Source organism: Pseudomonas sp. GW821-FHT07G10 (assembly GCF_059418545.1).
Window position 1 is genome coordinate 1 of record NZ_JBWKQB010000038.1, and the last position, 22,675, is coordinate 22,675.

General features: G+C 60.5%; 22 protein-coding genes. 18 read left to right on the forward strand and 4 right to left on the reverse strand.

Annotation, left to right across the window (positions count from 1 at the left end; all coding sequences use genetic code 11):
* Nucleotides 1-382 precede the first annotated feature (382 nt).
* The 10 genes from pcaK (at nucleotide 383) to pcaC (ending at nucleotide 10,281) form a co-directional block, all read left to right on the forward strand.
* The gene (pcaK, locus tag AC07O1_RS27455; protein ID WP_495090820.1) at nucleotides 383-1,729 is read left to right on the forward strand and encodes a 4-hydroxybenzoate transporter PcaK; all 1,347 of its coding nucleotides are present in this window, start codon (nucleotides 383-385) and stop codon (nucleotides 1,727-1,729) included.
* A 295-nt stretch (nucleotides 1,730-2,024) separates the two neighbouring features.
* Nucleotides 2,025-2,882, forward strand: coding sequence for a CoA transferase subunit A (locus AC07O1_RS27460; RefSeq protein WP_494992655.1), 858 nt, complete (start codon nucleotides 2,025-2,027; stop codon nucleotides 2,880-2,882).
* Nucleotides 2,879-3,661 (forward strand): CoA-transferase subunit beta, encoded by a 783-nt coding sequence (locus tag AC07O1_RS27465; protein ID WP_494992776.1) that lies wholly within the window; start codon nucleotides 2,879-2,881, stop codon nucleotides 3,659-3,661. Before AC07O1_RS27460 ends, AC07O1_RS27465 begins: the two co-directional genes overlap by 4 nt.
* On the forward strand, nucleotides 3,658-4,863 hold the full coding sequence (gene pcaF / locus AC07O1_RS27470) for a 3-oxoadipyl-CoA thiolase (RefSeq protein WP_495090847.1): 1,206 nt from the start codon (nucleotides 3,658-3,660) through the stop codon (nucleotides 4,861-4,863). Before AC07O1_RS27465 ends, pcaF begins: the two co-directional genes overlap by 4 nt.
* Nucleotides 4,864-4,901: 38 nt before the next feature.
* Entirely contained in the window at nucleotides 4,902-5,606 is a 705-nt protein-coding gene (pcaH, locus tag AC07O1_RS27475; RefSeq protein ID WP_494992656.1) for a protocatechuate 3,4-dioxygenase subunit beta, read from the forward strand.
* Between the two features lies 1 nt (nucleotide 5,607).
* A complete protein-coding gene (pcaG, locus tag AC07O1_RS27480; protein WP_495090821.1) occupies nucleotides 5,608-6,174 on the forward strand; it encodes a protocatechuate 3,4-dioxygenase subunit alpha in 567 nt (188 codons plus the stop codon).
* A 183-nt stretch (nucleotides 6,175-6,357) separates the two neighbouring features.
* Nucleotides 6,358-7,653, forward strand: coding sequence for an MFS family transporter (locus tag AC07O1_RS27485; protein WP_495090822.1), 1,296 nt, complete (start codon nucleotides 6,358-6,360; stop codon nucleotides 7,651-7,653).
* Between the two features lie 48 nt (nucleotides 7,654-7,701).
* A complete protein-coding gene (locus AC07O1_RS27490) occupies nucleotides 7,702-9,066 on the forward strand; it encodes a 3-carboxy-cis,cis-muconate cycloisomerase (RefSeq protein ID WP_495090823.1) in 1,365 nt (454 codons plus the stop codon).
* 11 nt (nucleotides 9,067-9,077) lie between these two features.
* Entirely contained in the window at nucleotides 9,078-9,878 is an 801-nt protein-coding gene (pcaD, locus tag AC07O1_RS27495) for a 3-oxoadipate enol-lactonase (protein WP_495090824.1), read from the forward strand.
* A 10-nt stretch (nucleotides 9,879-9,888) separates the two neighbouring features.
* Nucleotides 9,889-10,281 carry a 4-carboxymuconolactone decarboxylase gene (gene pcaC / locus AC07O1_RS27500; protein ID WP_150803589.1) on the forward strand — a complete coding sequence of 131 codons (393 nt, stop codon included), beginning with the start codon at nucleotides 9,889-9,891 and terminating at the stop codon, nucleotides 10,279-10,281.
* Nucleotides 10,282-10,415: 134 nt separating this feature from the next.
* On the opposite strand, the gene AC07O1_RS27505 is transcribed toward pcaC, so the two are convergent.
* Together AC07O1_RS27505 and AC07O1_RS27510 are read right to left on the reverse strand one after the other, a co-directional pair.
* Nucleotides 10,416-11,678, reverse strand: a complete 1,263-nt coding sequence (locus AC07O1_RS27505; RefSeq protein WP_495090825.1) for an OprD family porin — start codon at nucleotides 11,676-11,678, stop codon at nucleotides 10,416-10,418.
* Nucleotides 11,679-12,032: 354 nt separating this feature from the next.
* A complete protein-coding gene (locus tag AC07O1_RS27510) occupies nucleotides 12,033-12,377 on the reverse strand; it encodes a pilin assembly protein (protein ID WP_494992662.1) in 345 nt (114 codons plus the stop codon).
* Between the two features lie 202 nt (nucleotides 12,378-12,579).
* Here AC07O1_RS27510 and ppc point away from each other — a divergent pair, with 202 nt between their 5' ends.
* The 6 genes from ppc to AC07O1_RS27540 all read left to right on the forward strand — a co-directional run bounded on the left by ppc (nucleotide 12,580) and on the right by AC07O1_RS27540 (nucleotide 19,146).
* The gene (gene ppc, locus AC07O1_RS27515) at nucleotides 12,580-15,210 is read left to right on the forward strand and encodes a phosphoenolpyruvate carboxylase (protein WP_494992663.1); all 2,631 of its coding nucleotides are present in this window, start codon (nucleotides 12,580-12,582) and stop codon (nucleotides 15,208-15,210) included.
* Between the two features lie 288 nt (nucleotides 15,211-15,498).
* A complete protein-coding gene (gene adk, locus AC07O1_RS27520) occupies nucleotides 15,499-16,149 on the forward strand; it encodes an adenylate kinase (protein ID WP_495090826.1) in 651 nt (216 codons plus the stop codon).
* Between the two features lie 87 nt (nucleotides 16,150-16,236).
* A complete protein-coding gene (gene tsaB, locus AC07O1_RS27525) occupies nucleotides 16,237-16,911 on the forward strand; it encodes a tRNA (adenosine(37)-N6)-threonylcarbamoyltransferase complex dimerization subunit type 1 TsaB (RefSeq protein WP_495090827.1) in 675 nt (224 codons plus the stop codon).
* A 221-nt stretch (nucleotides 16,912-17,132) separates the two neighbouring features.
* Complete coding sequence (locus AC07O1_RS27530; RefSeq protein WP_494992666.1) at nucleotides 17,133-17,432, forward strand: hypothetical protein; 300 nt, start codon at nucleotides 17,133-17,135, stop codon at nucleotides 17,430-17,432.
* On the forward strand, nucleotides 17,432-18,292 hold the full coding sequence (locus AC07O1_RS27535; protein WP_495023246.1) for a DUF72 domain-containing protein: 861 nt from the start codon (nucleotides 17,432-17,434) through the stop codon (nucleotides 18,290-18,292). The genes AC07O1_RS27530 and AC07O1_RS27535 overlap by 1 nt, the downstream gene beginning before the upstream one ends.
* Nucleotides 18,293-18,324: 32 nt before the next feature.
* A complete protein-coding gene (locus AC07O1_RS27540) occupies nucleotides 18,325-19,146 on the forward strand; it encodes an isocitrate lyase/PEP mutase family protein (protein WP_495090828.1) in 822 nt (273 codons plus the stop codon).
* A 50-nt stretch (nucleotides 19,147-19,196) separates the two neighbouring features.
* On the opposite strand, the gene AC07O1_RS27545 is transcribed toward AC07O1_RS27540, so the two are convergent.
* A complete protein-coding gene (locus tag AC07O1_RS27545) occupies nucleotides 19,197-19,817 on the reverse strand; it encodes an energy transducer TonB (protein ID WP_494992669.1) in 621 nt (206 codons plus the stop codon).
* 93 nt (nucleotides 19,818-19,910) lie between these two features.
* Between AC07O1_RS27545 and AC07O1_RS27550 the strand changes: the two genes are divergently transcribed.
* A complete protein-coding gene (locus AC07O1_RS27550) occupies nucleotides 19,911-20,693 on the forward strand; it encodes a class I SAM-dependent methyltransferase (protein WP_494992670.1) in 783 nt (260 codons plus the stop codon).
* A gap of 147 nt (nucleotides 20,694-20,840) precedes the next feature.
* On the opposite strand, the gene AC07O1_RS27555 is transcribed toward AC07O1_RS27550, so the two are convergent.
* The gene (locus tag AC07O1_RS27555) at nucleotides 20,841-21,476 is read right to left on the reverse strand and encodes a TetR/AcrR family transcriptional regulator (protein ID WP_495090829.1); all 636 of its coding nucleotides are present in this window, start codon (nucleotides 21,474-21,476) and stop codon (nucleotides 20,841-20,843) included.
* Nucleotides 21,477-21,570: 94 nt separating this feature from the next.
* Here AC07O1_RS27555 and AC07O1_RS27560 point away from each other — a divergent pair, with 94 nt between their 5' ends.
* Nucleotides 21,571-22,671 (forward strand): efflux RND transporter periplasmic adaptor subunit, encoded by a 1,101-nt coding sequence (locus tag AC07O1_RS27560; protein ID WP_495090830.1) that lies wholly within the window; start codon nucleotides 21,571-21,573, stop codon nucleotides 22,669-22,671.
* Nucleotides 22,672-22,675 lie beyond the last annotated feature (4 nt).

Sequence of the window (22,675 nt, forward strand, 5' to 3'; positions counted from 1 at the left end):
ACTCGTCACAGCGCCTTGGCTCTGGGCCGCCGGCATCCGAATTTGAGCTAACGAACTAGCCACACAGGCCACTAGGTTCTACAGGTCCGTATCTGTGCGTTTACCGAACAGATACGGGTTTGGCGAATTGACGCTGTTTCCCTTGCTTCATTAATGTCGCGGCAGCGTCATCCGGCGTTGTTGGTCACCTGCCATCAGCCGGACGACGACCCAATAATAATGAAGAGGCCACCCCCGCCATGAGCACTTTCTCCGCCTGCCGTTGCCTGCACCGGTTCTGCCTTCGAGCCCGGGTCGCCTGACTCCGGTATTGCCCCATTTGTGAAATCGCTGACCGTTGCCGGCACTTGTTCGCCTGCGCATCCTGTGTGGAATAAAAATAATGAATCAGCCTCAGTCTGCTGTAGGGAACTGCCTTGATGTGCAGTCCTTTATCAATACCCAACCGCTGTCTCGCTACCAGTGGCGGGTGGTGATCCTGTGTTTTCTGATTGTCTTTCTCGATGGCCTGGACACCGCGGCCATGGGCTTCATTGCGCCAGCGTTGTCGCAGGATTGGGGGATCGATCGCGCCAGCCTCGGCCCGGTGATGAGCGCTGCACTGATCGGCATGGTCTTCGGCGCTCTGGGCTCCGGCCCGCTGGCCGACCGCTTTGGTCGCAAAGTCGTTCTGGTGGGGGCGGTGCTGTTGTTCGGCGTGTTCAGTCTCGCATCGGCCTACAGCAGCAATGTTGACCAACTGTTGATACTGCGCTTTTTGACCGGGCTGGGATTGGGCGCGGGCATGCCGAATGCCACCACGCTACTGTCCGAATACACCCCCGAGCGGCACAAGTCGCTGTTGGTCACCAGCATGTTTTGCGGGTTCAACCTGGGCATGGCCGGTGGCGGTTTCATTTCGGCGAAACTGATTCCGGCGTTCGGCTGGCACAGCCTGCTGATGCTCGGCGGGATTTTGCCGTTGATTCTGACCGTGGTCCTGTTGCTCTGGCTGCCGGAGTCAGCGCGGTATCTGGTGGTGCGTAATCGCGGCACCGATAAAGTCCGCAATGCGCTGGCGCCAATCGATCCGGCCACCGTCGCTCAGGCCGCCAGCTTCAGCGTGCCAGAGCAGAAAACCGTGAAAGCCCGCAATGTGTTCGCGGTGATTTTTTCCGGTACCTACAGCACCGGAACCTTGCTCTTATGGCTGACCTATTTCATGGGGCTGGTCATTGTCTATCTGTTGACCAGTTGGCTACCGACGCTGATGCGTGACAGCGGCGCGAGTATGGAGCAGGCCGCGTTCATCGGTGCGTTGTTCCAGTTCGGCGGAGTGCTCAGCGCGGTTGTCGTGGGCTGGGCGATGGACCGCTTCAACCCGCACAAAGTCATCGGCATTTTCTACTTGTTGGCCGGGGTCTTTGCCTACGCTGTAGGGCAGAGCCTGGGCAACATCACACTGTTGGCGACCCTGGTGCTGGTTGCCGGCATGTGCGTCAACGGTGCCCAATCGGCGATGCCGTCGCTGGCAGCGCGCTTCTATCCGACCCAGGGCCGGGCGACCGGTGTGTCGTGGATGCTCGGCATCGGTCGTTTTGGCGCAATTCTCGGTGCCTGGATGGGCGCGACGCTGTTGGGCCTGGGCTGGAACTTCGAACAAGTGCTGACGGCACTGGTGATTCCGGCAGCGTTGGCGACGACGGCGGTGGTGATCAAGGGCATGGTCAGTCATGCGGATGCGACCTGACTGCAGGTTTTTTCAGATCGTTCCCACGCTCTGCGTGGGAATGTCGCCATGGACGCTCTGCGTCCGCCGTTATGTGACGCAGAGCGTCACGGGATGCATTCCCACGCAGAGCGTGGGAACGATCAATCTGATCAAACGCGTAACCGATAGCTAGGCAACAATATGTTCGATTATCGAACGATTAGTCGATTATCGGATTGTTTGGCGTTTTTTAGAGGCTTAATCTTCAGTCACTCCGGCGCTGCTCATCGCGCCTTTTCTTCCACGTCGGTTTACTGAATTCGGGAGTCCACCCATGGCTGAAATCCTTTCGCTGCACGAAGCGGTGAAGCAATTCGTCAACGACGGCGATACCGTCGCGCTCGAAGGCTTCACTCACCTGATTCCAACGGCGGCAGGTCATGAAATCATTCGCCAGGGCAAGAAAGACCTGACCCTGGTGCGGATGACGCCTGACCTGATCTACGACCAGTTGATTGGTGCCGGTTGTGCTCGCAAGCTGATTTTCTCCTGGGGTGGTAACCCGGGCGTCGGTTCTCTGCATCGGTTGCGTGACGCGGTCGAGAAGCAGTGGCCGCATGCGCTGGAAATCGAAGAACACAGCCACGCCGACCTTGCCAATGCCTACGTTGCTGGCGCCTCCGGCCTGCCGTTCGCGGTATTGCGGGCCTACGCCGGTTCCGACTTGCCGAAGGTCAACCCGCTGATTAAAAGCGTGACCTGCCCGTTCACCGGAGAAGTGCTGGCGGCGGTGCCTTCGGTGCGCCCGGACATCACGGTGATCCATGCCCAGAAAGCCGACCGTAAAGGCAACGTCCTGCTCTGGGGCATCCTCGGCGTGCAGAAAGAAGCGGCACTGGCGGCCAAACGCTGCATCGTCACCGTCGAAGAAATCGTCGACGACCTGAAGGCACCGATGAATGCCTGTGTCTTGCCGACTTGGGCCCTGAGCGCTGTGTGCCACGTGCCAGGCGGCGCACATCCGTCCTACGCCCACGGTTACAGCGAGCGTGACAACCGTTTCTACCAGGCCTGGGACCCGATTGCCCGCGACCGTGAAACCTTCACCGCCTGGATCAACGAATACATCCATGGCAGCGCTGACTTCAGCGAATTCCAGGCCAAACTGGCCCGCGCTTCGGAGGCTAAATAATGGCTTACACCACCAATGAAATGATGACCGTCGCCGCCGCCCGCCGTTTGAAGAACGGCTCTGTGTGCTTCGTCGGCATCGGTCTGCCTTCCAAAGCAGCCAACCTGGCGCGGTTGACCTCCTCGCCGGACGTGGTGCTGATCTACGAGTCTGGCCCGATTGGCGCTAAACCCACTGTACTGCCGCTGTCCATCGGTGATGGCGAGCTGGCGGAAACCGCTGATACCGTCGTGCCGACCGGTGAGATTTTTCGCTATTGGTTGCAGGGTGGGCGCATCGACGTTGGCTTTCTCGGTGCCGCGCAGGTTGACCGCTTCGGCAACATCAACACCACCGTGGTGGGCGACTATCACCAGCCAAAAGTCCGCCTGCCCGGTGCTGGCGGTGCGCCAGAAATCGCCGGTTCCGCGAAAAGCGTGCTGATCATCCTCAAGCAATCGGCCCGTTCGTTTGTCGACAAACTCGACTTCATTACCTCGGTCGGCCATGGCGAAGGCGGCGATTCGCGCAAACGCCTCGGCTTGCCGGGCGCCGGGCCGGTGGGGATCATTACCGACCTGTGCATCATGGAACCGGAAGCTGTCAGCCACGAATTCGTGGTCACCGCACTGCACCCTGGCGTGACCCGTGAGCAGGTGATCGCGGCTACCGGTTGGGCCATTCGCTTCGCCGATCAGGTTGAACACACCGCCGAACCGACCGAGGTCGAGCTGACCGCCTTGCGCGATCTTGAAGCGCGTACCGCAGCCGCCCACGGCCAAGCACCGGGAGAAGCCTGATGCGCGAAGTCTTTATCTGTGACGCGATCCGTACCCCCATCGGCCGTTTCGGTGGTGGTCTGTCGGCCGTGCGCGCTGACGACCTGGCCGCCGTGCCGATCAAGGCGTTGATGGAACGCAACCCCTCGGTGGACTGGAACGCGGTGGACGAAGTGTTTCTCGGCTGCGCCAACCAGGCTGGCGAAGACAACCGCAACGTCGCGCGCATGGCCTTGCTGTTGGCCGGTTTGCCGGAGAGTATTCCGGGCGTGACCCTCAACCGTCTCTGTGCTTCGGGCATGGACGCCATCGGTACGGCCTTTCGGGCGATTGCCAGTGGCGAGATGGAGTTGGCGATTGCCGGTGGCGTCGAGTCGATGTCCCGCGCACCGTTCGTCATGGGCAAGGCTGATGCGGCCTTCTCGCGCAACATGAAGCTGGAGGACACCACCATCGGCTGGCGCTTTATCAACCCGTTGATGAAGGCTCAATACGGCGTCGATGCGATGCCGCAGACCGGCGACAATGTCGCCGATGATTACCGGGTTTCCCGCGCCGATCAGGACGCCTTCGCCCTGCGCAGTCAGCAACGTACCGCGGCGGCACAAGTCGCCGGATTCTTCGCTGAAGAAATCGTCTCGGTGCGTATTGCCCACAAGAAGGGCGAGACTGTGGTCGAGCAGGACGAGCACCCGCGTGCCGACACCTCGCTGGAAACCCTGAGCAAACTCAAACCGGTGAACGGTCCGGATAAAACCGTCACCGCGGGCAACGCTTCGGGCGTCAATGACGGTGCGGCGGCATTGATTCTGGCCTCGGCCGAAGCCGTGAAAAAACATGGCCTGACTGCTCGGGCCCGGGTGTTGGGTATGGCCAGTGCCGGTGTCGCACCACGGGTAATGGGCATCGGCCCGGTGCCGGCGGTGCGCAAATTGACCGAGCGCCTGGGTCTGGCCGTCAGCGATTTTGACGTGATCGAGCTCAATGAAGCCTTCGCCAGCCAGGGTTTGGCGGTGTTGCGTGAACTGGGTCTGGCCGATGACGCTGCGCAGGTCAACCCAAACGGCGGTGCTATCGCTTTGGGCCATCCGTTGGGCATGACCGGTGCGCGATTGGTGCTGACCGCTTTGCATCATCTGGAAAAGACCGGCGGCAAAAAAGGCCTGGCGACCATGTGTGTCGGCGTGGGGCAGGGTCTGGCCTTGGCGATCGAGCGCGTTTGACAGGTCGCTGCTGACTTACAAGAAAAGAGGAATGATCGATGACTGACAAGCCTGGTTACCGTCGCCCCCAAGCGGGCACCCAGCCGGAGTATCTGCACCCGGCTTACAAATCCACCAACAGTCGCTCGCCGTCCAAACCGTTGGTGTTTTTGCCTCATTCGTTGTCGGAAATCACCGGCCCGACTATCGGTGCTGATTACCTGCAAGACCAGGATAACGACCTCACCGCCCAGCACCAGGGCGAGCCACTGGGTGAGCGGATCATCATTCACGGCCGCGTGCTGGATGAAGATGGCCTGCCGGTGCCAGGGATCTTGCTGGAAATCTGGCAGGCCAATGCCGCCGGTCGCTACAACCATGAGCGTGACCTGCACGATGCACCGCTGGACCCGAACTTCACCGGCACCGGACGCACCGTCACCGACGCGGATGGCTGGTACCAGTTCCAGACCATCAAGCCTGGCGCCTACCCATGGGGCAACCACCACAACGCGTGGCGCCCGGCGCATATCCATTTTTCGCTGTTCGGCCCGAGCATCCTCACCCGCCTGGTGACCCAGATGTATTTTCCCGGCGATCCGCTGCTGGCCTATGACCCGATCTACAACTGCGTACCCGATACCCGCGCCAAAGAGCGCTTGATCGCCAGCTTCGATCTGGAAAAGACCATCCCTTCCTATGCCCTCGGTTATCGCTGGGACATCGTTTTGCGCGGCCGCGAAGCCACGCCGATGGAGAAATAAGATGACGCTCAATGCGACCACTTCACACACCGTCGGCCCGTACTACCACATCGGTCTGACCTGGCTGAACCGTGAGGACATGACGACGCCCGAGACATTGGGCGAGCGCGTGGCGATCACCGGGCAGGTCGTCGATGGCAATGGCGATTTCGTCAATGACGCGATGCTGGAAGTCTGGCAAGCCAACGCTGCCGGCAAGTACGACCATGTCGAAGACGATCAGGACAAAGCCCTGGACCCGAATTTCGAAGGTTTTGGCCGGGTGCCCGTGGATGCCGAAGGGCGCTTCCGTTTCACCACCGTCAAACCAGGCACAGTACCGGGCCTCAATGGCACGACCCAGGCGCCGCATCTGGTGGTGCTGGTGTTCGCTCGCGGGCTGGTCAAACACTTGCTGACGCGCATCTACTTCGACGGCGAACCGGCCAACGCAGCCGACCCGCTGCTCGAATGTGTCCCGGCAGAGCGTCGCCGTACGCTGCTGGCCAAGGCGGATGCGTCAGGCACTTATCAGTGGAACGTGATCCTGCAGGGGACGGATGCCGAGACGGTGTTTTTCGATTACTGAGTGATCGTTCCCACGCTCTGCGTGGGAATGCCGCCATGGACGCTCTGCGTCCGCTCTTGTAACGCAGAGCGTCACGGGAATGCATTCCCACGCGCGAGCGTGGGAACGATCTCTCAGCCAATACGGAATGGGGCTGTTGCAAAGTATGTCTAGACTCACACTGTCCCCAAAGAGTGAAAAACCATGACAACAACGACGAGCTACTACACGGGCGAAGAGCGCAACAAAAGGATCTTTGCGATCATCGGTGCCTCTTCCGGTAACCTGGTCGAATGGTTCGACTTCTATGTCTACGCTTTTTGCGCGATCTATTTCGCTCCGGCATTTTTCCCGTCTGACGACCCCACGGTGCAGTTGCTCAATACCGCTGGCGTGTTTGCCGCCGGGTTCCTGATGCGTCCTATCGGCGGCTGGCTGTTCGGTCGAGTGGCTGACAAGCACGGGCGCAAGAATTCCCTGATGATCTCGGTGCTGATGATGTGTGCCGGTTCATTGGTCATCGCTTTTCTGCCGACTTACCACTCGATCGGCGCCTGGGCGCCAGCGTTGCTGCTGGTGGCTCGGTTGTTTCAGGGGTTGTCGGTGGGCGGTGAATACGGCACCACCGCGACCTATATGAGTGAAGTCGCGCTCAAGGGACAGCGCGGCTTCTTCGCGTCATTTCAGTATGTGACCTTGATCGGCGGACAACTGTTGGCGGTCTCGGTGCTGGTGATCCTGCAGCAGATCCTCAACGAAGACGAACTGCGCGCCTACGGCTGGCGGATTCCGTTCGTGATCGGTGCGATTGCGGCGCTGATTTCTCTATTCCTGCGTCGCTCGTTGAAAGAGACCACCAGCAAGGAAATACGCGAAGACAAGGACGCTGGCAGCATCGCCGCGTTGTTCCGCAATCACACAGCGGCTTTTATTACAGTGCTCGGTTACACCGCCGGTGGCTCGCTGATTTTCTACACCTTCACGACCTATATGCAGAAGTACCTGGTCAACACCGCCGGTATGCAAGTCAAGACGGCCAGTTACATCATGACCGGCGCACTCTTCCTTTATATGTGCATGCAGCCGTTTTTCGGCATGCTCGCCGATAAAATCGGCCGGCGTAACTCGATGCTTTGGTTCGGCGCGCTGGGCACGCTGTTCACCGTGCCGATTCTGTTGACCCTGAAGACTGTCACCAACCCGTTCCTGGCCTTTGTGCTGATCACCCTGGCGTTGTCGATTGTGAGTTTCTACACCTCCATCAGCGGATTGGTTAAAGCCGAAATGTTCCCGACCCAGGTTCGGGCGTTGGGAGTAGGGCTGGCGTATGCAGTGGCGAACGCGATTTTCGGTGGCTCGGCGGAATACGTTGCCCTGGGGTTGAAAACCCTGGGCATGGAAAACACCTTCTACTGGTATGTCACGTTGATGATGGCGGTGGCCTTTCTGTTCAGTTTGCGCCTGCCGAAACAGGCGGCTTATTTGCATCACGATCTTTGATCTGTCCGCGTGTGCCCGTTTCGGGTGCACGCCTCGAAGGGATTGTCTATGAGTGAACGACCGAGCAATCAATTGTTCGATGCCTATTTCACTGCCCGCGATATGCGTGAAGTGTTCTGCGATCAAGGCCGGGTTCAGGCCATGCTCGATTTCGAAGCCGCATTGGCCCGGGCCGAGGCGCGGGTTGGACTGATTCCTCAGTCCGCTGTCGCGCCGATTGAAGCGGCGTGCCGCGCTGAACATTACGACTTCTTCGCACTGGGAGAGGCGATTGCCACCGCGGGGAATTCGGCGATCCCGCTGGTCAAGGCATTGGGAAAACAGATCGCCGCCCATGACGCCGATGCCGAGCGTTATGTGCATTTGGGTGCCACCAGTCAGGACGTGATGGACACCGGTTTGGTGTTGCAACTGCGCAGCGCCTTGCAGCTGATTGACCGCGAATTGGCGCTACTCGGCGAAATCCTGGTGGCCCAGGCCGAACGTTATGTGGCCACACCGCTGGCTGGGCGCACTTGGCTGCAACACGCGACGCCGGTGACTCTGGGCATGAAAATCGCCGGTTGGCTGGGGGCCGTGACCCGTAGCCGGCAACGATTGCAGGAACTCAAGCCGCGCCTGCTGGTGCTGCAATTCGGCGGTGCTTCCGGGACCCTCGCGGCCCTGGGTGAGCAGGCCATGCCGATTGCCGAGGCGCTTGCGCAAGAGCTGCAGCTGACGCTACCGGAACAGCCTTGGCACACCCAGCGCGATCGTCTGGTGGAGTTCGGGGCGGTGCTGGGGCTGATCGCTGGCAGCCTGGGCAAGCTTGGTCGCGATATCAGTCTGTTGATGCAGACCGAGGCTGGTGAAGTGTTCGAACCGGCGGCACCGGGCAAGGGCGGTTCATCGACCATGCCGCACAAACGCAATCCGGTAGGGGCTGCGGTGCTGATCGGCGCCGCGACCCGAGTGCCGGGTTTGCTGGCGACGCTGTTCAGCGCAATGCCCCAGGAACATGAGCGCAGCCTGGGGTTGTGGCATGCCGAATGGGAAACCCTGCCGGAAATTTGCTGCCTGGTATCCGGTGCCTTGCGGCAAGCCTTGCTGGTGGCCGAAGGGTTGGAGGTCGATGCCAGGCGAATGGCGAAAAATCTCGACCTGACTCAGGGGCTGGTGCTGGCCGAGGCGGTGAGTATCGTCCTCGCCCAGCGTGTGGGCCGCGATAAGGCTCACCATCTGCTTGAACAATGCTGCAAGCGGGCGGTAGCCGAGCAGCGTCATTTGCGCGCGGTGCTCGGCGATGAGCCGCAAGTGACCGCCGAGCTCTCGGCCGATGAACTTGATCGTCTGCTGGACCCTGCCCATTACCTCGGTCAGGCCCATACCTGGGTCGAGCGAGCGGTGGCTGAACATTTTGCTTTGAGTGCCTGAAGGAGACTGCTGTGGGATTCGTACAACTCGCCGATGGCGAACTGAACTACCAACTCGATGGCCTGGAAGATGCGCCGGTGCTGGTGCTGTCCAACTCGCTGGGCACCGATCTGCACATGTGGGACATCCAGATCCCGGCCTTTGCCGAGCATTTCCGGGTGCTGCGTTTCGACACCCGTGGCCACGGTCGTTCGCTGGTCACGCCAGGGCCTTACAGCATCGAGCAATTGGGCCATGATGTGTTGGCGCTGCTGGATGCGTTGCATATCGAGCGTGCGCATTTCTGTGGTTTGTCCATGGGCGGGCTGATTGGCCAGTGGCTGGGGATCAATGCCGGTGAGCGTCTGCGCAAACTGGTGGTGTGCAACACCGCAGCGAAAATCGGTGATCCTTCGGTGTGGAACCCACGGATCGAAACCGTGCTGCGCGACGGCCCGGCGGCGATGGTTGCTTTGCGCGATGCCTCGATTGCCCGCTGGTTCACTCCTGACTTCGCTGAGGCTAATGCGCAGCAGGCCAAACAGATCACCGACATGCTCGCCGCCACTTCACCGCAAGGCTATGCAGCCAACTGCGCGGCGGTGCGGGATGCCGATTTCCGCGAGCAGTTGTCGTCGATCAAGGTACCGACGCTGGTAATTTGCGGCACTGAAGATGCGGTCACGCCGCCGTCGGGCGGGCACTTTATTCAAGAGCAGGTGCAGGCTGCCGAATACGCCGAGTTCTATGCCGCGCACCTGTCCAACGTCCAGGCTGGCGCTGCGTTCAGTGACCGGGTATTGGCCTTTCTATTGGCCGAAAAGCGTATCTGAGGAGCTGCTCGTGGACGAGAAACAACGTTATGACGAAGGCCTGCAAGTGCGTCGCGCGGTCCTCGGCGATGCCCATGTCGACCGCAGCCTGAATGCGCTGACAGAGTTCAACTCTGAGTTTCAGGAAATGATCACCCGCCATGCCTGGGGTGATATCTGGACCCGCCCGGGCCTGCCTCGGCATACCCGCAGTCTGATCACCATCGCGATGCTGATCGGTATGAATCGCAATGAAGAACTCAAGCTGCATCTACGCGCCGCCGCGAGCAACGGCGTGACCCGCGCCGAGATCAAGGAAGTGCTGATGCAGAGCGCGATCTATTGCGGCATTCCAGCCGCCAACGCGACTTTTCATCTGGCTGAATCGGTGTGGGATGAGTTGGGGGTTGAATCGCGGGAATAGCCCGGGATTTGATTGGCCGATAAATCGCTATCGCGGGCGAGCCTCGCTCCTACATGATCGGCATCGACACACGCCTGTGTGAACGAACGAATCCCTGTAGGAGCGAGGCTTGCCCGCGATGGCGTTTTTGGGTCTTACAGCAGACTGATCGGGTAGCTGACGATCACTCGGTTTTCGTCGAACTCATTGTTACTGAAGTCGCGACGGATGGTCGAGTTGCGCCATTTGAGGTTAAGGCTCTTCAGGGCTCCACTCTGCACGGTATAGCCCACTTCGGTCTCGCGACCCCATTCCTTGCCATCGGTGATGGTCCCGGTATGCACATTGTCGCCGCTGATGTAGCGGTTCATCAGGGTCAGGCCGGGCACGCCGAGGGCGGCGAAGTTGTAGTCGTGGCGCAGCTGCCAGGACTTTTCCTTGGCGTTGTCGTAGCTTGAGTTGTAGCTGTCGTTGGCCAGGGTGCCGCCGCTGGTACCGTTGACCCGCATCCAGGCGCTATCGCCGGTGACTTTCTGCAGGCCGACATAGAAGGTATTGCCGCCGTACTTGGCCGAGAACAGTCCGGACCAGGTCTTGTTGTCCAGATCGCCGGCCCGGGCGCTGCCGTCCTCCTTGCCATAGAAGAAGCCCAGGTTGGCACCCAGGGTCCAGTCGCCCAGGGGCTGAGTGTGCACCAGGTTGAGGTATTGCTGGCTGTAAATGTCCTTGAGTTCGGCGTTCCACAGACCGATCTGGGTGCGTTTTTCATTGAAGGTGTATTCGGCGCCTTCGAAGTTGAAGCGGTCCGAGGTGAATGCCGCTTTGCCGTTCATCGACATGTTGCTCATGCTGCTGTCGTCACGCGGACTGTTGGCGCGGAACTGGCCGCCGTAGAGGGTCAGGCCGTCGATTTCCTTCGAGGTGATCTGACCACCTCGGAACGTCTGGGGCAACGAACGACCATCGTCTGAACGCAGGATCGGCAAGACCGGCATCCATTCGCCGACTTTCAGTTCGGTCTGGGAAAGCTTCGCCTTGAAGGCCACGCCCAGGCGGCCAAAGTCATCGGCCGGGCGGCCATCGTGATCGAGCGGCAGCAACTGCGTACCGCCGGTGCCGCGGCCGCCGTCGAGTTTCAGCGAGTACAGGCCGAGCACGTCCATGCCGAAACCGACGGTGCCCCGGGTGAACCCGGACTTGGCATCGAGGATGAAGCTCTGAGTCCACTCTTGGGCCATGCCCTGAGTCTTGGTCGGGTTGGTGAAGTTGCGATTGATGTAGAAATTGCGCAGGTTCAGGTTGACCTTGGCGTCTTCGAGAAAGCCGGATTCCTCGGCCATGACCGGCAATGCCGCGCTCGCCAGCGCTATGGCCAGCAGAGCGTGAGGAGTGGCTGGAAGGGAGGTGAATGGCTTCATGTGATCGGGCTCTCTAATTGTTAGGGGTGAAGCAGGGCGCTGCCGCAACGTCGGGTTGCAGACAAAAGTGTCGAACTGAAGGAACGGGTGGGCTGGATCAGCCGGAGCGGGCAGGGCGCAGGGGCATGGTGTCAAACCTGTTGTTATTGGATTTTGTAGGTGCGGGGGAATGGTGCGTTGGATGCTTAGAGCGATTCAATTGGCTGTGGCGGGTTTTGGGCGATAATCGAACGGAAGAAAAATGGGCGCCAAGGCATAAAAATCCGGAATCCTCATGGGTGTCCGGATTTTTTGTTGTTCCCCCGGAACGGGTTCAGAAGTACCGACTTTCTCGACGGGGAAGGGGCGGCGTAATCAGTGTTTTTGCTTGTCTGTCCGTGCGGACAAATCGTGCAAATGGCGCTTTGATAACGCGAGGAAACGGGGGGTAGGGCCGATGTCTTCGTAGAGCGGATCACCTTCTTCGTCGGTGGCGACTACATGCGAGCCTTTGACGTAGGGAAAGCTCGCTTCGAGTTCTTCCAGCGCGGCGCCGATCAGTTCACCGAGCAGTTCTTCGGGTTGCCGTTTGGGGTACATCTCGGTAATCGCCGCCAGGCGTGCGGCGGCTTCTACGTCCAGACGGATCGTGTAGCCGGTCTTGGTCAAGCGACCTTTGGCATTTTCTTCCCAATGTTGGGCGAGCTCACGGATTTTCATAGCGACCTCAATGATCACCTGCTCGTGGCAGGCAGTGATGAGTGACCGGCGAGGGCCGGTGATCAGCCGTTGTACGGCATACATTCAGACTAGCTCTATCGCACGATGTTTGAAGTCGATTCGTCGCAGGCTTGTAAGAACGTGGCGCGAGCGGCACTCTTGAGCCTTCCGAGCCGCCCCGAGTCTGCTGGAGAACACGTAGATGACCGATATTGATGCGCGCTTGCGCGAAGATGTTCACCTGTTGGGTGAGCTGTTGGGCAACACTATCCGTGAACAGTACGGGGAGGGGTTTCTCGACAAGATCGAGCAAATTCGCAAGGGGGCCAAGGCGGATCGCCGTGGCTCGGCGGACGCCGAACTGAGCGCCAGCCTGAACCAGTTGAGCGAGGACGAGTTGCTGCCGGTGGCCCGCGCGTTCAATCAGTTTCTGAACCTGGCCAACATTGCCGAGCAGTATCAGTTGATTCATCGGCGCGACGAGTCGCAACCGGCACCGTTCGAGTCGAGGGTGTTGCCAGAGTTGCTCGCACGTTTGCGCGCAGAAGGGCATGGCGCCGAGTCGCTGGCCCGGCAGTTGGGGCGATTGGAAATCGAACTGGTGCTGACCGCGCATCCGACCGAAGTCGCGCGGCGCACCCTGATCCAGAAGTACGATGCCATCGCAGCCCAACTGGCGGCGCAGGATCACCGCGATCTGACGACCGCCGAGCGCGAGCAGATTCATCAGCGCTTGCAGCGCTTGATCGCCGAAGCCTGGCACACCGAAGAAATCCGCCGCACCCGACCGACCCCGGTAGATGAGGCCAAGTGGGGTTTTGCGGTGATCGAGCATTCGCTGTGGCAGGCGATCCCCAACTACATGCGCAAGGCTGACCAGGCGTTGCATGCTGCCACGGGCTTGCGTTTGCCGCTGGAAGCAGCGCCGATTCGCTTCGCGTCGTGGATGGGCGGCGACCGTGACGGCAACCCGAATGTCACGGCGCCGGTCACCCGCGAGGTGCTGCTGTTGTCGCGCTGGATGGCCGCCGACCTGTACCTGCGCGATATCGATCACCTGGCCGCCGAGCTGTCGATGCAGCAGGCCAGCGACGAATTACGCGCCAGGGCCGGGGAGAGTGCAGAACCTTATCGTGCGGTGCTCAAACAGTTGCGTGAGCGCCTGCGGGCGACCCGCAATTGGGCGCACGCGTCCCTGAACGGTGCGTCGGTGGCGGGCACCGACGTCTTGCAAAACAACCGTGAGCTGCTCGATCCGCTGGAACTCTGCTATCAGTCGCTGCATGAGTGCGGCATGGGCGTGATCGCCGATGGTCCGTTGCTCGATTGCTTGCGCCGTGCCGTGACCTTCGGGTTGTTCCTGGTGCGTCTGGACGTGCGCCAGGACTCCTCGCGGCATTCGGCGGCCATGACCGAAATCACCGACTACCTCGGGCTGGGGCGTTATGGCGACTGGGGCGAGGAGGAGCGCGTCGCCTTCTTGATGCGTGAACTGAGCAATCGGCGGCCATTGCTGCCGGCGCATTTCAAACCCTCGGGCGAGACGGCCGAGGTGCTGGCGACCTGCCGGGAAATCGCTGCCGCGCCTGCGGCCTCCCTTGGCTCCTATGTGATCTCCATGGCGGGCGCCGCGTCCGACGTGCTCGCGGTACAACTGCTGCTCAAAGAGGCCGGGGTGTTACGGCCGATGCGGGTGGTGCCGTTGTTCGAAACCCTCGCTGACCTGGACAACGCCGGCCCGGTGATCGAGAAGCTGTTGCTCCTGCCGGGCTACCGCTCGCGGTTGCAGGGACCGCAGGAGGTGATGATCGGCTACTCCGATTCGGCCAAGGATGCCGGCACTACGGCGGCGGCCTGGGCGCAATATCGCGCGCAGGAGCGGCTGGTGGACATCTGCCGCGAGCAGCAAGTCGAGCTGTTGCTGTTTCATGGTCGTGGCGGCACCGTGGGGCGCGGCGGCGGCCCGGCCCATGCGGCGATTCTGTCGCAACCGCCGGGGTCGGTGGCCGGGCGTTTCCGCACCACCGAGCAAGGTGAAATGATTCGTTTCAAATTCGGTTTGCCAGACATCGCCGAGCAGAACCTCAATCTGTACCTGGCTGCGGTACTGGAAGCCACCTTATTACCACCTCCGCCACCAGAACCGGCCTGGCGGGTGTTGATGGACGAATTGGCGGCAGATGGGGTCAGTGCCTATCGCGCAGTGGTGCGGGACAATCCCCAGTTCGTCGAGTATTTCCGCCAGTCGACACCGGAACAGGAGTTGGGCCGTTTGCCGTTGGGCAGTCGTCCGGCTAAACGTCGCGCGGGGGGGATCGAAAGTTTGCGGGCGATCCCGTGGATCTTCGGCTGGACCCAGACGCGCTTGATGCTTCCTGCCTGGCTGGGTTGGGAAGCGGCCTTGAGCAAAGCCCTGGAGCGTGGTGAAGGCGATCTGCTGGCGCAGATGCGTGAGCAGTGGCCATTCTTCCGCACGCGCATCGATATGCTGGAGATGGTCCTGGCCAAGGCCGACGCGGATATCGCCCGTTCTTATGACGAGCGATTGGTTGAGCCGCAATTGCTGCCTTTGGGTGCGCATTTACGCGACCTATTGTCGCAGGCCTGTGGCGTGGTGTTGGGTTTGACCGGCCAGTCGCAGCTACTTGCACATAGCCCTGAGACCCTTGAGTTCATCCGTCTGCGCAACACTTACCTGGACCCACTGCATCTATTACAGGCTGAATTGCTGGCGCGCTCCCGGCAACAGGACGCGGTGCAGGGCAGCCCGGTGGAGCAGGCGTTGCTGGTGTCTGTGGCGGGGATTGCCGCTGGTTTGCGCAATACCGGCTAAGGTTTTTTCGGCTGTGTCAGTGACTTGGCGCGTCACCCTGGCGCTCGCTTCGAGAGGCGTGAGCGCTGCTGCCAGGCGACAGTTTGTTATTGGGTTGCGACTTGGTACACCTCCTCGAAAGGGCAACATGAGCGTGGGTTGTTGCTACTTTCGGCGGCTTGTGTGGTCCGTGCCTGCTGTGTATCTTGATCAGCCTTTGGCCGTTTGGGCGGTCACGACCCTATTTTTGGGATTGGCCCCACGAGGCGAATCCGACGTTATCTAAATAAAAAATTGAGGAGCACATCGATGCGCGTAATTCTGCTGGGAGCTCCCGGGGCCGGTAAAGGTACTCAGGCTAAGTTCATCACCGAAAAATTCGGCATCCCGCAAATCTCCACCGGCGATATGCTGCGTGCCGCCGTCAAGGCCGGCACCGAGCTGGGCCTGATCGCCAAGAGCGTGATGGACAGCGGCGGCCTGGTGTCCGATGACCTGATCATCAATCTGGTCAAAGAGCGCATCAGTCAGGCTGACTGTGCCAACGGTTTCCTGTTCGACGGCTTCCCGCGCACCATTCCGCAGGCCGAAGCACTGGTCAAGGCCGGTGTCGAGCTGGATCACGTGGTTGAAATCGCCGTCGATGACGAAGAAATCGTTCAGCGTATCGCCGGTCGTCGTGTTCACGAGGCCAGCGGTCGCGTTTACCACACCGTCTACAATCCGCCGAAAACTGCCGGCAAGGACGACGTCACTGGCGAAGAGCTGGTGCAGCGTAAAGACGACACTGAAGAAACCGTGCGTCATCGTCTGTCGGTCTACCATGCCCAGACCAAGCCGCTGGTGGACTTCTACCAGAAGCTCGCCGACGCTCAAGGCAAGCCGAAGTACAGCCACATCGCTGGCGTTGGCTCCGTTGAAGCGATCACTGGCAAGGTGCTTGAAGCGCTGAGCCGATAAGTCTGATTTTGCTTTACGTTCAACGGCCCGCTTGCGGGCCGTTGTTGTTTATACTGGCGCACTTTTTTCACTCTGACGGAAACATCGATGAGCACCTTGCTGGCCCTGGACACCGCGACTGAAGCTTGCTCCGTTGCCTTGCTGCATGACGGCAAGGTCACGAGCCATTACGAGGTGATCCCGCGTCTGCATGCGCAGAAGCTTTTGCCGATGATCAGGGATCTGCTGGCCGAGGCGGGGACCACTTTGCAGGCGGTCGACGCAATTGCTTTTGGCCGTGGGCCGGGTGCGTTTACCGGTGTGCGGATCGCCATCGGCGTGGTTCAGGGCCTGGCCTTTGCCCTGGAGCGTCCGGTGTTGCCGGTCTCGAATCTGGCAGTGTTGGCTCAACGTGCATTTCGCGAGCATGGCGCAAGCCAGGTCGCTGCGGCCATCGATGCACGAATGGATGAGGTGTATTGGGGCTGCTACCGCGAAACGGCCGGCGAAATGCGCCTGGTCGGCGCTGAAGCGGTGCTGCCACCCGAGGTGGCAGCCTTGCCGGCCGATGCCAATGGCGAGTGGTTTGGCGCGGGTACCGGTTGGGGTTATGCCGAGCGGATTGCGGTTATCCTGACGGGGCAGGACGCGAGCATGCTGCCTCATGCCGAAGATTTGTTGACCCTGGCTCGTTTTGCCTGGGAGCGTGGTGAAGCGATTCCTGCTGACCAGGCGCAGCCGGTGTATCTGCGCGATAAAGTGGCGACGCCGAAAGCGCGGTAACAGCCAATAGGGTGGGCAAGTCATGCGATTTGTAGCAGCTGCCGCCAGGCTGCGTCCGGCTGCTACAGGGGATGTGTGAGCCTGCCAATCGTCAGGTTTGCCCAGCAATTTGCTCCCGCGTTTAAACCTTTTGCATTTTCTGTGCTCTAGTTATCACCAAGGCATTTGCTTAGTCGGCTAGGTGCCGCTAAATTGCCATCACTGATACCGAGCATGCATTTATGCGTATAGACGGCATTTCATCTCAGTCCTACCCCATCAAGCGCAAGCCTCGCAAAGGCAATGTGGTGGTGGACGACTCCCTTGAGGATGGCGAGATTGAACTTCAGTCCGATACGCCGCTCAGCGCACGCCCCCAGGCGTCGGCTGGTCGTACCAGCAATCTTCCCGCCCGCCAGCAAGACATGATTTTCCATCGCGCCATGAGCAAAAGCGTTGCCACAGCCTTGGCCAGCTACCTGACCACTGCCGGCTTTGTCGAGTGGGACATGGAAGTGCTGGGGCTCGATCTGCACATTTGATGCTGCTCCCTTATTACCTCGGTTGTCCTTCCTGGAGCGAAAACGCCTGGCGTGAGTACCTGTACCCGCAAAGCGCACGGCCGACCGAGTTTCTCGGTCTGTATTCCCAAGTGTTCAACGCCGTGGAAGGCAACACCACCTTCTATGCGCGTCCCGCTGTCACGACGGTGCAGCGCTGGGCCGAGACCATGCCCGAGCACTTTCGCTTCACCGCCAAATTCCCGGGAGACATCAGCCACGGCGGCGACCTGCGCGAGCAGTTGACCGCCGCCGAAAGTTTCCTGCAATTGCTCAGCCCACTCGGTGCGCGCGTCTCACCGCTCTGGCTGCAATTGCCGGCAAGCTTTACACCGCAGCGTCTGGCGGAATTGGCCGGTTTTATCGATGGCCTGGAACGACCGCTGGCGGTTGAAGTGCGGCATCGGGAGTTTTTCGCCAAAGGCGATGCCGAACGGATGCTCAACCGGCTGTTACTCGACCGTGGCGTCGAGCGCATTTGCCTCGATCCGCGAGCCTTGTTCAGTTGCACCTCGAGCGATCCGTCGGTGCTGCATGCGCAATCGAAAAAGCCCCAGGTGCCGCCACGTCCGGCGGCCTTCACGCAGTTCCCGCAGGTGCGCTTTATCGGTCATCCCGAGCTTGAGGCTAACGATCCGTTCCTGCTGCCATGGGTGGAGAAAATCGCGGTCTGGATCGAAGAGGGGCGCACGCCCTACATCTTTCTGCACACTGCCGATAATCGCCTGGCCGCCGAACTGGCGCGGCGTTTTCACACAAAGCTAATGGCACGTTTGCCTGGCTTGCCGGCGTTGCCTGAGCTATACAGAGAGCCCGCCGCGGAGCAACTCGGCTTGCTCTGAGGTGGACCAATCCCCTCTTCAGGAGCGAGCAAATGGATGCGCAAACCCTTCGTGCCCAGACTTTCAAGGCACTTCATGAGCGTGACAGCGCTTTCGTGATTCCCAATCCATGGGACGCCGGTTCGGCAAAAATGCTCGCCAGCCTTGGCTATATGGCCTTGGCGACCACCAGTGCCGGTTTTGCGTTTTCTCGAGGCCGTCCGGACGGTGCGTTGTCCCTGGACGATACCCTTGAAAACGTCCAGGCGATTGTTGGCGCAACGGATCTCCCGGTCGCGGTCGACCTGGAAAACGGCTTCTCCGACAGCCCTAAGGGTTGCGCCGAGACGATCCTGCGCGCGGCGGCTGCCGGTGTGGTCGGTGGCTCGATTGAAGACGCCACGGGCCATGAGGACGATCCCATCTATTCCTTTGTACATGCTGTCGAGCGGATCGAAGCGTCGGTTGCGGCGGCGCGCAGTCTGCCGTTCCCGTTCATGCTGACGGCCCGCGCGGAGAACCTCTTGCACGGCAAGCTTGACCTGCCGGACACCATTCGCCGCTTGCAGGCATTCGCCGAAGCAGGAGCCGATGTGCTTTATGCCCCGGGGCTGCGCACGCAAGAAGAGATCCTTGCAGTGGTCCGGGCCGTGGCGCCCAAACCGGTCAATGTGTTGATGTCCGGTGGTGTCCATCTCACGGTGGCGCAGCTGAGCGACATGGGGGTCAAACGTATCAGTGTCGGTTCTGCGCTGGCGCGTGCGGCCTATGGCGCGTTTTATACCGCCGCTCAGGAAGTTCACGGACGCGGCACCTTTGACTTTGCCGACCATGCCATGCCGTTCGGGCAGATCAATCAGCTGTTCAAAGGCTGATTAGCCAGCAGTTGTCGTGCGGTTTCTGACAGTGTCCGGGGGCTTGAGTTTCAGGCGGCCAGGCGCAGGTTTTGCAGGATCAGCGGGCGTGCCCAGCCGTTATCGAAGTCGAATTGTTTCTGTTGTTCGGCAAGTTCTGCTGGCAGATACGGGATCGCCGGTTTGTCCAGCAGGTCGAGCTCGAACTCGGCAATCGGCAGGTGCAGCGGGCGGGGTTGCGGCGCCGGGCCGGGTTCGGGCAGTGGTTGGCCGGCGTTCAGCACGATTGGGCGAACCCAGCCGCTCTCGAAGTCCTGTTGCTTTTGTTGCGCGGCGATTTCTTCCGGTGGGAACGGGATGGCCGGCTTGTCCGCCAGGTCCATTTCGAACTCGGCAATCGGCAGGAACAACGGTTCTGGCGGGCGGATCCGGGTGTCCTGAACATCGCAATGACGTTGCGTAACGATCTGCGTGAGCAGATCAGTGCCACCGCTTGGCTCGATCGGGCCATCGACCGCAACCAGCGTTTTTTCGCCAGCAACACTCGCCGCATCGCCCACCTGATCGGCTAATGCCCGGGCAAAGAAATCCTGCCACAGGTGACTGACGCCGCTCAGTGCTTGGGAGTTGCGCAGGCTGTAGTCGCCGTAGGGCGAGATAAAGCCTGTGATTGTGCTTTGAATGTCTGACATTTCTCTCGGTCGACGCTCAGCTCTGGCAAAATGCCTGATAGTTCTTTTATCGGCAGTTTTTGCCGATCATTAATTTTTTGAGCGTGTTTCCCCATGATTGAGCAACCAGCGGCCTGCCGCATCAAAGTCCAGGCGCTAGCCGGAGCGTCTGCCGCGCAAGCGGAGCAATGGGCCGAGCGACTCGGTTTGCCATTGCTGATGGACGATGCCGAGTTCGCGTTACAGGTCACCGAGCAGGGCTTGCAGCTGCAACAGCTCGGTCCGGATGCACCGGGACCGGTACGGGTGGACTTCGTTGAGGGCGGTGCTGCCCATCGGCGGCTGTATGGCGGCGGCAGTGGCCAGATGATCGCCAAGGCAGTCGGTGTAGCCCAAGGCGTGCGCCCGCGGGTGCTGGATGCCACGGCAGGGCTTGGCAAGGATGCATTTGTGCTGGCCAGTCTGGGGTGCGAAATGAGCCTGATCGAGCGCCAGCCATTGATCGGCGCGTTACTGGAGGACGGTCTGGCCCGTGGGCTTCAGGACTTTGAGGTGGCGCCTATTGTCTCGCGCATGCACTTGCTCAAAGGCAACTCGATCGAGGTCATGCGCAACTGGGAAGGGGAGCCGCCGCAGGTGATCTATCTGGACCCGATGTTCCCGCATCGTGAGAAAACTGCGCTGGTGAAGAAGGAAATGCGTTTGTTCCGACCGCTGGTCGGCGATGATCCTGATGCGCCGGCCTTGCTTGAAGCCGCATTGGCGCTGGCCAGCCACCGAGTCGTCGTCAAACGCCCGCGCAAGGCGCCTTGCATTGAAGGACCGAAGCCCAGCCATGCGCTGGATGGTAAATCCAGCCGCTACGATATCTATCCGAAGAAAGCGCTCAAGGCGTAGGCGCCTGCTGATCGTTCCCACGCTCCTGCGTGGGAACGCCCCACTGGACGCTCTGCGTCCGCTCTTGAATGTGACGCGCAGCGTCACGGGCGGCATTCCCACGCAGAGCGTGGGAACGATCATCAGCAGGCGACAAAGAACTCTTGCTCAAACCCGATAAGCCCGCATGAACAACTCCACCACTTCCCGCACATGCGCCTCGGCGGCTTCACCGCTCAAGGGCGCGCCGCAGCCGTAGAGCAGGCGAAAATTCGCTGCGCCCTTGAGCAGACAGAAAAAATGCTCGGCGGCGTTGAGTGGTTTATCGATGCTCAAAGCGCCGACCTGATCGATCTTCGTCAATAGCCGTTCCATGCCCTGCAGCATGCGCTGCGGTCCGGCCTCGAAAAAAATCTGCGAGAGCTTCGGGTCCTGACTACCCAGGGCCATGATCAAACGGTGCAGGTTCACCGATTCGTCGCTGTTGATCAGCAAGTGAAAGCGGCGCGCGATGTTCAGCAGCACATTTTCGATTGGCATGCCGTCCGGCAGCTCGAAGAACAGCGTCGGCAGTTGCTCCTCGCACTTGGCCACCACGGCTGCGGAGAACAGCGTCTCCTTGTCGTTGAAGTGGCTGTAGACCGTGAGTTTCGATACACCGGCCGCTGCCGCGACCGCATCCATGCTGGTGTTCGCATAGCCATTGCTCAGAAACAGATTTTTCGCCGCATCGAGGATGGCCTGGCGCTTTGCCAGGTCTTTAGGGCGGCCGGGACCGCTGGGTGCAGCAAGAGTGTTAGACATTCTTCGCTTTTAATACTGGACTGGTGAGTTTGCTATTAATAACATACTGGTCAGTATAATTATTCCGAGCACCATTAGCGAAAGGTCCTTCACCATGTTCCGCCATGCCTTGTCCCTCGCGTTGCCAGTCAGTCTGGCTTTTTTGTTGTCTGCGTGCGGTCATGAAGAGCCAGCGCAAATCAGCGTGCGTCCGGCCATGGTGGTTCAGCCAGAGCCTTCGGCCCAGGCAATGGACAGTTATCCCGGTGAAGTCCGCGCGCGTTACGAGCCGGATCTGGCGTTCCGTATCGGCGGCAAAGTCAGCCGACGACTGGTCGAAGAGGGTGAGCGGGTCAAGGCCAACCAGCCATTGGCGGAGCTCGATCCCCAGGACGTGCGCCTGCAACTGGAAGCGACTCGTGCGCAACTCGCAGCAGCCGAGGCCAATCTGAACCTGGTGCACGCCGAACGTGATCGTTACAAGACCTTGATGGACCGGCAGATGGTCAGCCGCTCGCAGTACGACAATTCAGAAAACCTGTACCGCGCTGGCGTTGCACGGCTCAAGCAGGTCAAGGCCGAGTTTGATGTTTCCAACAATCAGGCCAGCTACGCCGTACTGCGTGCACCACAGGATGGCGTGGTCGCCAGGCGCGCGGTCGAGGTCGGGCAAGTGGTGTCGGCCGGGCAGACGGTCTTCACCCTGGCCGCCGATGGCGAGCGGGAAGTGCTGATCAGCCTGCCGGAACAGAACGTTGGCCGCTTCAAGGTCGGTCAGGACGTTTCGGTGGAGCTGTGGACGCAACCGGGTCAGCAATTCGCCGGGCGTATTCGCGAACTGTCACCGGCCGCCGATCCAAAGTCCCGGACCTTTGCCGCCCGCATCACCTTCACCGCCGGTAAAGTTGCGGCCGAACTCGGCCAGAGTGCCCGGGTATTCATTCAGACCGCGGGTATCGTTCCGCTGTCGGTGCCGCTCTCGGCACTCACCGCAGAGAACGGCGCGACCTACGTCTGGGTCGTCGGCGCCAACAATACCCTCAAGCGTGCTCCGGTACGGGCCGGTGCATTCGGCGAAAAAACCGTGCCGGTCCTTGAAGGCCTGAACGCCAATGATTGGGTGGTGGCGGCGGGTGTGCATGTGCTTCACGAGGGCCAGCAAGTGCGTCCGGTGGATCGCTCCAATCGCGTGGTCAATCTGGCGGGCAAGGAGTAGTCCC

Coding starts and splice junctions, on each gene's coding strand:
- AC07O1_RS27545 (WP_494992669.1), bottom strand. CDS start 19,817: ATGTCAGACATTCAAAGCACAATCACAGGCTTTATCTCGCCCTACGGC.
- AC07O1_RS27460 (WP_494992655.1), top strand. CDS start 2,025: ATGGCTGAAATCCTTTCGCTGCACGAAGCGGTGAAGCAATTCGTCAAC.
- AC07O1_RS27490 (WP_495090823.1), top strand. CDS start 7,702: ATGAGTGAACGACCGAGCAATCAATTGTTCGATGCCTATTTCACTGCC.
- AC07O1_RS27505 (WP_495090825.1), bottom strand. CDS start 11,678: ATGAAGCCATTCACCTCCCTTCCAGCCACTCCTCACGCTCTGCTGGCC.
- adk (WP_495090826.1), top strand. CDS start 15,499: ATGCGCGTAATTCTGCTGGGAGCTCCCGGGGCCGGTAAAGGTACTCAG.
- AC07O1_RS27485 (WP_495090822.1), top strand. CDS start 6,358: ATGACAACAACGACGAGCTACTACACGGGCGAAGAGCGCAACAAAAGG.
- AC07O1_RS27550 (WP_494992670.1), top strand. CDS start 19,911: ATGATTGAGCAACCAGCGGCCTGCCGCATCAAAGTCCAGGCGCTAGCC.
- AC07O1_RS27535 (WP_495023246.1), top strand. CDS start 17,432: ATGCTGCTCCCTTATTACCTCGGTTGTCCTTCCTGGAGCGAAAACGCC.
- AC07O1_RS27540 (WP_495090828.1), top strand. CDS start 18,325: ATGGATGCGCAAACCCTTCGTGCCCAGACTTTCAAGGCACTTCATGAG.
- AC07O1_RS27555 (WP_495090829.1), bottom strand. CDS start 21,476: ATGTCTAACACTCTTGCTGCACCCAGCGGTCCCGGCCGCCCTAAAGAC.
- AC07O1_RS27560 (WP_495090830.1), top strand. CDS start 21,571: ATGTTCCGCCATGCCTTGTCCCTCGCGTTGCCAGTCAGTCTGGCTTTT.
- AC07O1_RS27510 (WP_494992662.1), bottom strand. CDS start 12,377: ATGAAAATCCGTGAGCTCGCCCAACATTGGGAAGAAAATGCCAAAGGT.
- AC07O1_RS27530 (WP_494992666.1), top strand. CDS start 17,133: ATGCGTATAGACGGCATTTCATCTCAGTCCTACCCCATCAAGCGCAAG.
- pcaK (WP_495090820.1), top strand. CDS start 383: ATGAATCAGCCTCAGTCTGCTGTAGGGAACTGCCTTGATGTGCAGTCC.
- tsaB (WP_495090827.1), top strand. CDS start 16,237: ATGAGCACCTTGCTGGCCCTGGACACCGCGACTGAAGCTTGCTCCGTT.
- ppc (WP_494992663.1), top strand. CDS start 12,580: ATGACCGATATTGATGCGCGCTTGCGCGAAGATGTTCACCTGTTGGGT.
- pcaG (WP_495090821.1), top strand. CDS start 5,608: ATGACGCTCAATGCGACCACTTCACACACCGTCGGCCCGTACTACCAC.
- pcaH (WP_494992656.1), top strand. CDS start 4,902: ATGACTGACAAGCCTGGTTACCGTCGCCCCCAAGCGGGCACCCAGCCG.